The organism is Moorena bouillonii PNG (assembly GCF_001942495.1).
GTDB lineage: Bacteria > Cyanobacteriota > Cyanobacteriia > Cyanobacteriales > Coleofasciculaceae > Moorena > Moorena bouillonii.
In genome coordinates this window covers 1,147,347-1,160,234 of the sequence record NZ_MKZS01000001.1, presented here as the reverse complement: position 1 = coordinate 1,160,234, position 12,888 = coordinate 1,147,347, and the positions used below count along the sequence as shown (strand labels likewise).

General features: G+C 45.1%; 9 protein-coding genes. 4 read left to right on the top strand and 5 right to left on the bottom strand.

The features are described 5' to 3' along the window. Positions 1–37: 37 nt before the first annotated feature. The 5 genes from BJP37_RS04755 to BJP37_RS04740 all read right to left on the bottom strand — a co-directional run bounded on the left by BJP37_RS04755 (position 38) and on the right by BJP37_RS04740 (position 9,337). Positions 38–1,228: an RNA-guided endonuclease InsQ/TnpB family protein gene (locus BJP37_RS04755; RefSeq protein WP_229415201.1), complete on the bottom strand. Its 1,191-nt coding sequence runs from the start codon at positions 1,226–1,228 to the stop codon at positions 38–40. A 314-nt stretch (positions 1,229–1,542) separates the two neighbouring features. Continuing rightward, complete coding sequence (locus tag BJP37_RS40755; RefSeq protein WP_198953958.1) at positions 1,543–1,707, bottom strand: hypothetical protein; 165 nt, start codon at positions 1,705–1,707, stop codon at positions 1,543–1,545. Between the two features lie 90 nt (positions 1,708–1,797). Next, entirely contained in the window at positions 1,798–4,350 is a 2,553-nt protein-coding gene (locus BJP37_RS04750) for a CHAT domain-containing protein (RefSeq protein ID WP_075896887.1), read from the bottom strand. An 11-nt stretch (positions 4,351–4,361) separates the two neighbouring features. Continuing rightward, complete coding sequence (locus BJP37_RS04745; RefSeq protein ID WP_075896885.1) at positions 4,362–7,526, bottom strand: two-partner secretion domain-containing protein; 3,165 nt, start codon at positions 7,524–7,526, stop codon at positions 4,362–4,364. Between the two features lie 695 nt (positions 7,527–8,221). After that, positions 8,222–9,337 carry an aminotransferase class I/II-fold pyridoxal phosphate-dependent enzyme gene (locus BJP37_RS04740; protein WP_229415200.1) on the bottom strand — a complete coding sequence of 372 codons (1,116 nt, stop codon included), beginning with the start codon at positions 9,335–9,337 and terminating at the stop codon, positions 8,222–8,224. A gap of 135 nt (positions 9,338–9,472) precedes the next feature. Here BJP37_RS04740 and BJP37_RS04735 point away from each other — a divergent pair, with 135 nt between their 5' ends. From BJP37_RS04735 to BJP37_RS04725, 4 genes are all read left to right on the top strand, one after another. Continuing rightward, positions 9,473–10,921, top strand: a complete 1,449-nt coding sequence (locus BJP37_RS04735; protein ID WP_075896881.1) for an amidase — start codon at positions 9,473–9,475, stop codon at positions 10,919–10,921. 100 nt (positions 10,922–11,021) lie between these two features. After that, the gene (locus BJP37_RS38505) at positions 11,022–11,162 is read left to right on the top strand and encodes a hypothetical protein (protein ID WP_158069424.1); all 141 of its coding nucleotides are present in this window, start codon (positions 11,022–11,024) and stop codon (positions 11,160–11,162) included. 344 nt (positions 11,163–11,506) lie between these two features. Further along, the gene (locus BJP37_RS04730; protein WP_070391320.1) at positions 11,507–11,980 is read left to right on the top strand and encodes a pentapeptide repeat-containing protein; all 474 of its coding nucleotides are present in this window, start codon (positions 11,507–11,509) and stop codon (positions 11,978–11,980) included. Positions 11,981–12,276: 296 nt separating this feature from the next. Next, positions 12,277–12,600 carry an antibiotic biosynthesis monooxygenase gene (locus tag BJP37_RS04725; protein WP_070391318.1) on the top strand — a complete coding sequence of 108 codons (324 nt, stop codon included), beginning with the start codon at positions 12,277–12,279 and terminating at the stop codon, positions 12,598–12,600. Positions 12,601–12,888: the final 288 nt, after the last annotated feature.

Genomic DNA, 12,888 nt, shown 5'->3' with positions numbered 1-12,888 from the left:
TGTGGCTAATCCCCCAAATCCTTATGGGATAAGGTTTCTAGCCAACGAATCGCACTGACGGTGTCCATCCTGCGGGTTTTTCACCATGTTTTGGGAGGCTGTCGTCATCTAAGTAAGACGCTTTGCTGGTATAAGACTCTTCAGTGATTGTTAGTTTAATGCCATACTCGGGGCAAAGTTGTTCGAGTCTGTTGATTAATCTTTTGGTCGGGATAGCTACAAAGTTCTGGTTACCCCGCTTCCCCATATTTGATGAATCTTTTTGGCGCTCATTCCAACCAATAATTAGATTTCCAATCCGTTCGCGTAGCGTCGGCTTTGCCGAATCAATAAGACATCGGTTAATAATAAACCTGGCTGCCTTGTTTATCGCATCTCGCATCTGATTGTTACGCTTTCGTTGTACCCGATCTAGATTAGAGTCCCAGTAAAAATCTGGTTTTCCAGTTTTATACTTGGCGACTAATCTGGCGTAACCCTGATTCATAGACTTAAGTTTTCGACCATCAATGATCAGACTTTTTCCATGGGTCGAAACTCCAGTCACCCAATTGTCTCCACCATGATCGAAGCTCCATGCCTGGGAGTAATCTAGATGAGGATTATGCTCAACGGGTTGCTTGCCGTCATCGATCACCCAGTCTACCCACAATTGACCCAAGTATGGGCGAATTGTGACTTCTTTTATCCAATCTGGGTCTATGAATTCTGGCGGATCTAAAGTTATTTCTGTTAAAAGTTCTGGTTTGCTTTCTTTGCTGATAGACGGGTGAAATAGGCCGTTTTTATAAGTTAAAGCTTGTCGGGGAAATGTTAGAGCAGCCAGACCACCTTTCTTGCGGTATCTCAAAAGTCTTGGTCTGTCTACTTGTCCTTTGTAATAAAGTCCGACTAACTGGTTGTAACTACTAATTGACTCCGCTACAGACTTAAGAGTTTGCTGCGCAGACTGAGCAGCCATGGCTTTGTAGTGAGGGTTCTCTTTGAGTTCTTTACACAAATCGGCATATTTCGTAGCACATTTGTAAGTCTTCCAGCCGTACCTAATATCGTCTTCTATCCAATAAATCGTTAAAGCTTCTGTTTGTTGCTGCAACCAACTATAGTGCTTTTGTTTAGCGTGATATACAGCACAATTCCATAGACTATTAGCTTGTTGGCATTGGAACAACCAAAAAGCGTTTTCTTCATCTGTAAATGTCGCTTTTATTGGAACTGTTTTGTACATAAGGCTATCACATCATTATAGATATTATGACATATCTTAAGAGCAAAAGTTCCTCACTTTCACCGGCGCAGCGGGATAAATCCCGTCGTGTCCGTTTCATCCCGGAGACGAAACCTGTTTATTAGGGCAGTCTTAGAACAATAACCATTACCCTTTAACTCATAGCCTGCCGACTATAAAGACTGCCCTATTCTTGCGGTAACTTCTAACCCTCCTTAAAAGAGAGGGGCTCTCACGTTCGGTGGATTTTTTGGTAGTGTGGTCACGTTTGGATAGTTGAATGCGATCGCGTACGCACCAAAGACTAGTGAAAATCACCAAACTGTTTTTGCCCGCCGGAAAATTCTAACGGGCAAGATGCCCGTTCCACCGGAAAATTCTAACGGGCAAGATGCCCGTTCCACGCAGTAATGATGCCCGTTCCACGCAGTAATGATGCCCGTTCCAGGCACTAATGGGGTGTGGGCTAGCTTTAGCATGCATGCCTATTCCCTATTCCCTATTCCCTATTCCCTACACCCTACACCCTACACCCTACACCCTACACCCTACTCCCTACTCCCTCCTCCTCACAACCAATTTCCCAGCAAAATAAAAGCCGACCAGTAAATGGGGTGATTAAATGCCTCGCTCTGCAACAGCTCCTGTTGAGCAAGACGCAGAGCTTCTGCCTTGGTAACCTGGCCTGTGGCTAAGCTCTGATAGAAGCGAGTCATTAACTCTGTAGTGGCTAGATCGTTCACAGTCCAGAGACTGGCAATGGTACTGCGTGCCCCCCCACGCACGGCGATACCAGCCAATCCCAAAGCCGCTCGGGAGTCTCCTGCCGCTGTCTCACAAGCACTGAGGACGAGTAATTCAATGGGATTTTCTTGCTTTTGATCCGCTGAGATCAGAGTATTTAACTCATTGAGATTAATCACGTCATCCCAGGTCAGGAGAAACGTTTCTTCCGCTACTGAACTAGCTTGACCATGAGTGGCCAGATGAACCACTTCGTAACCAGAGCTATTAACTACTGTATTGAAGTTGGATTCAGTAAAGAACTCATTGAGTAAAATCAATGAAGGAATTTGAGCCTTGATATTCTCTAATTCCACTTTCACCCCAGGAAGTGATCCTAATTTGGGACGATGGGGACGAGTTTCGCTAACTCCAGCAGTAAGAACCGAAACGTTTTGTCTGACATTTGCTTTAGAGTCGATTAATTGTAAACTAGGTGCTACGGCAATATTATAGTTCTCAATTAAATGGTCTTCTCCGTCATAAAGCACCGACATGGGAAGATTGCGCAAAGCCCCATCTGGTATAAATACTAGGGTGAAGATATTACTCTTGGCTAATTCTGCTTGAATCGGACCGATTAACCAGTCGTGTATTGTTTGTAAGTTGTCCTTTCTCAGCACTCGCCAAGGGCTAGTAATATTTATCTTTACCGAAGCCAGTAGTTTTTCTATTTTTGCTTGAGGTAAGTTAGTGGTGATCTGGCGCAGGGGTTGTCCGGGTAAAGTAACAATTACTTCTAGGCGGTCTGGCAAGATAATGGTATATAAGATAGCAGCGTTGGGGTCAATTTCGTCGATATTAACGGGTTTAGCATCTAAACAAGCATCCCGAAAGAAGTTATCTAGTTCTGCTAGTTGTAGGGATTCAATTACATCTCGTGCTTGTTTGAGGTTTTCTTGAGATGCATTGGGTTCCAGCAGTAGTCCTACTAATTCTCGGTAGACTGGTTCGACGCTTTCTCGAAACCCAAATTGAATATCGCTACTAATGGCGACTAGGTCGCTACGGATAGATTGGAGGGTTTGCACCGATTGAGCATAGGCTGCGATCGCGTTTTTCCTATCCTGTTTTAGATTGAGAATTCTGCCCAGTTGCCATTGCCATTGATAGGCTAAATCCGGAGCCTGGATTTCTTGAGCAATTACTAACGCTTTTTCGGTTAAGTCTTCCGCTTCCTCAAGTCGTTGATTGTATTCGTATAAGCTGCCTAAGTTACCGATGGCTTCAGCTTCCCCTCGTTTATCTCCTAAAGTTCTAGCAAGCTTAATCGCATCAGCAAGATAAGTAGCAATGTCCTTGGGATTTGTGAGTTGGTTATTTTTACCTTTTAACAGGGTTTTAGCTAGATTAATTCTAGCATTGATAGCGGCTTTACTGGGATATAATTGAGTTAAGGTATAGTCGATAGCTGGCAATAACCCTCTGGCTTGTGACCACTCTTGGTTAGCTATCACTATACTCAGTTGATTTAATTGCCCTTGAATTTTACTATCCGGTAAGGGAGATTCCTTGACAACCCGTTGATATAACTCTAAAGCGGATTCTGTGTCTCCTTTTAATCTAGCAGTATTGCCTAAACTGATCAAATTGTCAGCAATCAAAGTCTGATCGGCTAAGTTTTCCGCTATGGCTAAACTTTGTTGTAAAATTGCTTTAGACTCTTTGAATTTACCTACTCGGCGCAGCACATCACCTAGGTATTGGAGGGCAATACTTTTCACGGCGCTATCCGGTTGGTTTTCCAGAGTTTCCTGGATTTGAGTTAAGGTTTTAGTGGCTTGATGATATAATCCTAATACTCGCAAGGCTTGGACTTCGTAAATCTGGCTTTCTGTGAATCTAGTTAAGTCTCCGATTTCTTGATAGATAGCACTCGTTTGCTGCCAAGTCGATAAGGCTTTTTCCCCCTGACCTAGAGATAAGTAGACTTGTCCTTCGACTTCTAAAGTTTGGGCTCTTAATTGTTGACGTTCCTTAGTATTGGGAAGTTGTGATAGTTTGGTAAAACTCTGGGATAGTGTTTCTTTAGCTTGGTCTAGGTCTCCCAAGCTTTGATACACTAACGCGAGATTGACTAAGGAATTAATTTCACCAATAATATCCCCACTGTTGCTGTAGTTACTAATAATTTGCTCCAACAACGGTATCGCCTCTTGGTATTGCCCGGTTTCATAGAGGTGTTGGGCTTGTTGTTCTGGAGAATCGGGATCCCCCCTAACCCCCCTTAATAAGGGGGGAAGGGAATCGGGTGTGATTGCTGGAGAATTTGATAAGGCTTCCCCGGATGGCAAGAAGCACGTTAATGCGATCGCAATTAAAAATGATAGTTTTTTCATGTCCCTACTCCCTATTCCCTGTTCCCTGTTCCCTGTTCCCTGTTCCCTGTTCCCGCATGACAATCAAGATTAGGAAATATCTGCTCAACAGGAGTCCCGTTAAACGGTTGCGCTGTCAGAATAATGGTGCCATCCTTTGCTACTACCCAGCCTTGGGCTTCGATAATCACTTTTTTGTCTTGAGGGGGTCTGACAAATGCTTGGGCTTGTAATGGTTGTCTGGTGCTGGGTAACCTGGGACGAGTTCGCCACCTGACTGTTCTGTGGGCATTAATCACTGGATCCTCTGGAGTTGGTGGTAAACCGCCTTTGCCGGTAATGGTAAAGGAACTGCCCCCAGCAATCCGATCATTCTCAAAGCCACAAAGGTCATTGGCCAGGATCGCTTCTGCATCGACCAGGATTCCTGGCAATTCGTTTAAGCCTGAGGTCGGGTCTACCTGGGTGATGTTGAGAATTACGTCACCGTTGAAGGATGAGCCAAGGTCGGAGGTGGAAGTGATGTCATTGTCAGGAGTTGGACGGTCTCGAAACTCTAAACCAAAGATGCCTTTGGCATTAATGCTAACAGCACCTCCTCGGCCTTCTTCAGCATTGGCGGTGATGTCGCTATTTCCGAGACCAACTAGGGTATCAGTATTAATTTCTATATTTCCTCCAGTGGTTGTATCCTTAGCGTCAGTTAGAATCAAGCTTCGGTTGAGGAGTCGGATGTCACGGGAAAACAGTTTAATATTGCTGTCGTCTCCTCCTGCTGTTTCTGCTGTGATTCTGCTATTGTTGTCAAGGAAGATGGAGTTGGCATTAATCTCTACCGTGCCTGCTGAACTATCCTGTTGAATGCTTCTAGCACTAACAATTGCTCCATCAGAGATTATTAACTTATCAGTAGTAATTTTCAAAAACTCTCCCGCTTTTCCTGTTCTTTGAGCTTCAGTAAACAAGCCGCTGGGAAACTCACGATCGCCTAAGGTGCCAGTACCAATGAGTTGAATAGTAGAGGAGGCATTGACAGTCAAATTTCCCCCATCCCCTTCACCAAAAGTGGCAGCTGAAACTTGTGCTCCATCAGAGACTACTAACTCCCCAGTGGTAATATTCAACTCTCCGGCATTTCCTTTCCCATCAGTTTGAGTCAACAAGCGGCTGAAAAACTGGCCATCGAATGAGGTACCAATCACTTGAACAGTAGAGGAAGCATCTATAGTCAAATTTCCGGCGTCCCCTTCACCAAAAGTGCTAGCATTAACTTGTGCTCCATCAGAGACAATTAACTCCCCAGTGGTAATATTCAACTCTCCCCCATTTCCTGTTGATCCCCAACTAGCTTGAACAAACAGGCCACTGGGCAACTGACCATCGGCTGACCTACCAACGAGTTGAACAGTCGAGTGGGCATCCACTCTCAAATCTCCGCCGTCCCCTTGACTAAAAGTGCTAACACCAACTTGTGCTCCATCAGAGACAATTAACTCCCCAGTGGTAATATTCAACTCTCCCCCATTTCCTGTTGATCCCCGATTAGCTTGAACAAACAAGCCGCTGGAAATCAGACCATCGGCTGAGGTACCAATCAGTTGAACCGTAGAGGAAGCATCCACACTCAAGGTTCCCCCGTCTCCTTCACCAAAAGTGCCAGCTCCAACTTGTGCTCCATCAGAGACTACTAACTCCCCAGTGGTAATATTCACATCTCCCCCATTTCCTTTCCCAAAAGTTTGAGCAAACAAGCCGCTGCCAATCAGACCATCGGCTGATCTACCAATTAGTTGAATACTAGAGGAGGCATTTACAGTCAAATTTCCCCCCTCCCCTTCACCACCAGTGCTAGCTGAAACTCCTGCTCCATCAGAGACCATTAACTCCCCAGTCGTAATACTCAAATCTCCCGCTTTTCCTGTCCCAATAGTTACAGCAAGCAAGGCGCTGGGCCGACCATTGGCTGAGGTACCAATCACTCGCACAGATTCCGAGGCATTCACAGTCAAATTTCCGCTGTCCCCTTCACCTCCTGTGTTAGCTGAAACTTCTGCTCCATCAGAGACCATTAACTCCCCAGTCGTAATACTGATATCTCCCCCATTTCCTGTTGCTCCTCGAACAACTAGGGCTCTCAAGACGCTGGGAGTACCATCAGCCGATACACCAACTACTCGCACAGATTCAGTGGCATCCACTGTCAAATTTCCCCCCTGTCCTGAGCCAAATACATCCGTAGTTATCCTAGAACCACCCTCAAGACTCAACTGAGAAGCCTTAAGCACTATCCCACCGCCACTGCCACTGCCGTTGGTATCCGCAAAAACAAAAGAGCGATCGCGTAAACTCACCTTAGCCCCCTGAATCTGGATACTCCCACCACCTTCACCACTGGTATCAACAAGAGCACCCTCGGACAAACTAATATCCTGAAACCCTTGAACTCCCGAATAATCTAACCCAAAACTAGTATCCGTTGGGGTCAGCTTCACCACACCATTAGCACCAACACCCCCCAGCTCAATTCGTCCATCGGTTGCTCTTAAGCCACCACCAGGAATATTAATGTCACCACCAATTAGCCCTAAGGTTTCACCATTTCGTACCTGAAGACCATTACGTCGTACCCCAAAATCATGACGAGACTGATTAGTAATACTTCCGGGATTGGAACCATATTGCAACCCAGATGGAATATTAATGGTCAACAACGGTTTTTCATTGGGATTTTTAGTGCTGAATACTGTGCCATCGTCAAACAACACACTATCAGCAGTACTCCCAAAAAATGAACCTCCCACATCCAGTCTGCTATTGGGACCGAAGACAATACCATTGGGATTGATCACAAATAAATTAGCATTACCCAACACGCCTAGGGTTCCCAAAATATTGGAAACATTACCTCCCGTTACCCGACTCAGGATGTTGGCAACTCCAGCAGGATTCGCAAAATAAACTCGCCCGAACTCCGCCACATTGAAATCCGAGAAGCTGTGGAAGAGATTACTGTCTCTAATCGCCCCACCTTCAATTAAATCTATTACAATCCCGTTAATATTCAGATTGGTTACTACAGAGCTTTCATCCCCTAGGGTATTATCTGGGGTAATTTGCCCTAATGCCGTAGTTGCAGCTAGTAGAGAATACAGCACAACGCTACTTGCTGGCACCAGTCGGGAAATCCGAGGTTTCATGTTAATCAATAAGCTAGCGAATTTTTTAATTAAATCAAAAAATATATTTCAGGTTTCTTGATTTAAAAACTCTTTTTAAAGAGTTAACTAAAAATTCACAAAAAAACCTTATATTCCCCCTAGCACCAGCAGGATTAAGGTCTTCATTTTTGCTTTAACAAACCTTTAAAAAAACTTTACTTAAAATTCACAATAACAGGGAGTAGGGAGCAGGGACTTCGGAGCAGGGACTTCGGAGCAGGCAATAGGCAATAGGCATGCTAGCAATAGGCGAAAAATAATGTGTACCTCATAGCTATGATCAACGCTATAGATCTAGCTATAGCAATATTAGTGGGTTTTCCAGTTGTAGTTATTGCCTTCAAAAAAAGTATAAAATACTAGCGTTTCTCGCAGTTTTCTGATTATTTCAGTAGGGTGGGCAAAGTCATCATTTCGTGAGTACTTAAAACAAGCAAACTGTGTCTTGATGCAGTCGCTCATGGGGGAAACCCCCAAGACCGCGCTGCATCGCTTTTTGCCCACCCTACAAGCTGCATCGCTGTATTAACTTGTGTAAAGTTGCCAAAAGCCCCTCTGCTCCGAAGTCCCTGCTCCGAAGTCCCTGCTCCCTATTTCAACAGTTAATTTTACTTTTGTCCGACTACTTATTACTTGTGACTTCTGACGCTAAGGGTAGCGCTATACAATCCCCATCACAACGACTGGGCAGTATCAATAGATGCGATCGCAGCTTGGAATTTGGGCAGGGCACTGGAAATCATCTCTTCGCTGGCAGTCAGGGAGATGCGGAAATAACCTGGTATTTCCTGTGGCGTTCCAGGTAATACAAAGACGCCGTGACTGGCCAGTAACTCGGCAAAAGCACAGTCATCTTGCCAAGGGGAGCGCACCAATAGAAAGAATGTTGCATCAGGGGTGCGGAGCTTGTAACCGATGTCCCGCAGTGCTTTGACCATCCAATCTCGCTTTTTTTGTAAATGCTCGATATTCAGGTTTAGTTGCTCCAGGTCTCCTAGGGCATACTGCATTAATACGCTAGGATAACACCAACCAAAAGCACTTTGTTGTAAGATGCCAATCACTCGCCTGATTTCTTGCCGATTGGGCATAGTGGATGGTAAAGCAATATACCCTATGCGTTGACCAGGAGCCATGAAGGTCTTGCTGTAACCATAGACCAAGAAAGAAAATGGGTAAAACTGGGTAGGGCTAGGACAAGGCTGGTGATCAAACACAATCCGGCTGAAGGTTTCATCAGAAATTAGGTAAATGGGCTTACCATAACGTCTAGAGGCATCGGTGAGTATAGCAGCCAAACCTTCAAGGGTTGTTGCTGAGAAAATCTTACCTGTGGGATTATGGGGTGAATTGATGATTATTGCCCGAGTGCGTTCTGTAATTGCAGATGCGATCCTATCGAGGTCCATATCAAAGGTGTTGGTATCCACAGGCACACCCACCGGCACTGCACCAGTAAGATGAACCATACGCCGATAACCTAACCAGGGTGGAGTCAGAAGAATTACCTCATCTCCATCCCCAGCCAGGATGTGCAGACAAATTGCTAGACCAACTACTGTACCATTGGTCATAAAAATATCTTCCGGCAATATGGAAATTCCCCGTTTATCCTGAAGAGCAGCGGATACAGCCTGCCGTGATTCCGGAATATTTCCCTTGTAGCCATACCAACCTGGATTTTGCGGTATACTCGAACGCTGTAAGGCTTCTACAAAACCTGGAAGTGGCATTTCATGGGAATCACCCAAGGTAAAGTCAAGACTGTCCGGCTCAGTGCGGCGACTCATATAGGTCGCTTCGGCATAAAATTTGCTGATGGGGGTTTGGTACTCTAATCCCTTTAGTAAACGTGGGGAGATAAAGTGAGTATTGCCTTCAGTGGTTGGATCTGGCCTAACTGCAGCCTCTGATTACAATCTATAATGAGTCACTTAGTATTTTTAACGGCCTCTGAATTAGCAAAAGCAATTCGCGATCGCACTGTCTCATCGGTGGAAGTGTTAGACCCTCATCTTGAGCATATTGCTCTGCACAATTCTCAACTAAACGCCATTATTACCTTAGATGTAGAAAATGCCTATCAACGAGCCAAAAAAGCTGACGAAGCTTTAGGACGAGGGGAAATTTGGGGTAGGTTACATGGAGTACCCATAACCATTAAGGACAGCTTAGAAACTAAGGGATTACGGACTACCAGTAGCTACGAACCTTTAGCTAATTACGTCCCAACTCAAGACGCTACCGTTGTGGCTAGACTCCGTGCAGCGGGAGCAATTCTTCTCGGAAAGACCAATACACCAAAACTGACGGCAGATTTTCAAACCAATAGTCCCCTATTTGGGAGAACAAATAATCCCTGGAATCTGGACTATACCAGCGGTGGTAGTACTGGGGGTGGTGCAGCCGCCGTAGCTGCTGGGTTATCGCCTTTGGAACTAGGTAGTGACCTTGGCGGTTCTATCCGTGTTCCTGGACATTTTTGTGGTGTATTTGGCCTTAAGCCTACGGAGCATCGTGTTTCAACCTTTGGACATATTCCAGAGCTACCAGGAAAGCCAAAAACCATCCGACACTTACAAACCATAGGACCTCTGGCTCGCTCTGTCGAAGACTTGCGCTTGTGTCTATCCTTAATTCAAGGACTCGATCCCCAACAAAATTGGTTACTTCCTATACCGACAGAGCAGTTTAAACTAGAGAATTTACGGGCATACCGCTACGCTTGGACAACAGGTTTTGGTGATATTCCAGCATCAACAGAAACCAAGAGATGCTTAGAGAAATTGGCATTATCTCTGGAAAATTTAGGGTGTTGCATTGAGGAACATAACCCACCGAATTTGGACGTTACTGTAGCAAGGGAAACCTATAGCGAGATTCTCAAATTTGAATTTGGTTTATCCGAGATCAATCAACAACAGTATGAACATGCTCTTCATAAACGCGATCGTATAATTACTGATCTAGAAGGCTTCTTATCTGATTGGGATGTTTGGTTGTGTCCTGTGGTTCCAATAGCAGCATTTACCCATCGCCCATCAGGGGAACCAATTGAGATAGATGGTAAGCAGTTTCCTTATCTGAAAGCTATTGGTGCTTACACCACACTGTTTAACTTAGGTGGTAACCCAGTCATAGTCCTACCCCTTAGCCAGTCCCAGAAAGGCTTACCCATTGGTGTGCAAGTGGTCGGAAGACGGGGGAGTGATATGAGACTGATCGCAATTGCTGAGACATTGACCCAAATCACCGGAGGCTTTCAACCTCCACCGGGATATTATAGCGCTACGCTTAGGGTCAGAAGTCAGAAGTCAGAAGTCAGAAGTCAGAAGTTAGAAGTCAGAAGTCAGAAGTCAGAAGTCAGAAGTTAGAAGTCAGAAGTCAGAAGTCAGAAGTAAGCTAGACTCACGTTTCGGAGTTTAGGAGCAACTGCATCAAGACAATGTCAAACATCGAGGTGCGCACCTCTATATGCCTAGTGCTATAACAATAGCTGAGATGCGATCGGCGAAGCCGCGCCAAAGGCGATTAGCCCGAAGGGCTACGCTACGCGATCGCTTAATTCCCTACCACCTTAATCCCTTAACCCTAACAATTTTTGTCTTTTCTTAACAACCTAATCAATTTAGAGAATAAGGTTCTTCAGTACCTACTATGCTAAATTTATAGTTTAAAAAAACCGAAAATATTACTGTGTAAGGGTTATGAGGCTATTTAACAATAAATTTTTCTGAATACTGCCTCTTCCTCCTGCTCCCTGCTCCCTGCTCCCTGCTCCCTGCTCCCTGCTCCCTTTGGCAAATTGTTAATCTAGCATAACAAGTACGGAAGAGCCGGGAATAATTCCATAACTAACCTTAACAAATCATCAGTATAATCCCGGACAACTAATGGGTTATCATAAAAGTGGGATAAAGCAATACATACTGATAATTTTCCTTCTAGGGAGGCCAAAAATGAAATTCAATATTTTGGCAACGCTAACCTTACTCGCTTCCCTGTTCTTTACTGGTTCAGCAGTAGCTGAAAACCCAGACCAGGTGCAACAGTTGCTCTCAACTGGTGAATGTCCAGGGTGTAATTTAAAAGGAGCGGATCTATCGGGTGCACATCTACTAGGGGCTGACTTGAGGAATGCTAACCTGCAAGGAGCAATCTTAATCGAAGCCAACCTAGAAGGTGCTGACCTGACTGGTGCCAACTTAAACGGGGCTAACTTAACCCAAGCCTTTGTTACCAACGCTAGTTTAAACTGCGCTAATCTCAACCAAGTGAATTTGACAGCGGCCAAGCTTTACGACACCGATGTGTCTGGAGCTGTCATGAACAACATGACCTTAACTAATGCCGAGATATTTGAAACTGGCATTGGCATTGGTGGTAGTGCCGAGGAATTCAATTTCAATGTCGAGTGTAGAGTAGAGTCTTGACACGTAAGCGATCAGCGATCAGCGATCAGCTATTAGCTTATGGATCACAGTGTCGAAGCCTGTGCCACGGTACTGATTGGTGCTTTTGAATAAGTTATGGAGCGCGGTCTTGAGGGAAATCCCCAAGACCGCGCTCCATTTAGAAAACAGGTCAGCATTGGTTTAATCTGAGTTAAGCTGACCACTGACTGCTGACTGCTGAATGCTTACAAAGATGCAGATATTGGCATCTGTGCAGCTCAACCATTAGCTGTTATGATCGGAAATCAACCCAGAAAATCAGAGGGGAGGGAAAGTTGACAGAATTTCTAGATTTTCTGAAGCATAAGTATGCTTATGTTGCCATTGGTGAATTCAAGCCAGGCAAATTTCAAGAAGCTCAGGATCTTTACGAGAAAGCTGTATCTACCTATATCCAAGGGTTCAAAGGCGCTTACCTACTGCAAGAACCTGGAACCGATAGAGGGATTGCGGTGATCTTTTGGGAAAGTATAGCGGACATGGAAGATAATCAAAGTGAAGCCTATGAGGCGATCTTAAACCAAATGTCTCACTTGTTTACCAAAGCTCCCACCACATCGTTCTACGAAGTTTGCAGTGAAATCCAGCCTCCCAATTAGCTGGAGAATTAAGAATGCGCGAATTTAGAATGGAGAATTAAGACTCATGCGATCGCGTAGCCGTAGGGTGCGTTAGGGGCGGAAAGTCTCTAATTTTTTGCCTCTTGGCCAGGGTTGACATAGTCTGCCCCGTAACGCACCACCTGTCGAGTCCAGTGCGATGCTCTTAAGGCCAAAGGCCACGCTACGCCAACAGAGCCGCTACGCCAACAGAGCCGCTACGCCAACAGAGCCGCTACGCGATGAAGCGTTCGCAAAGCGTGGCCTACGGCCTCAGCTTCCGCTAAA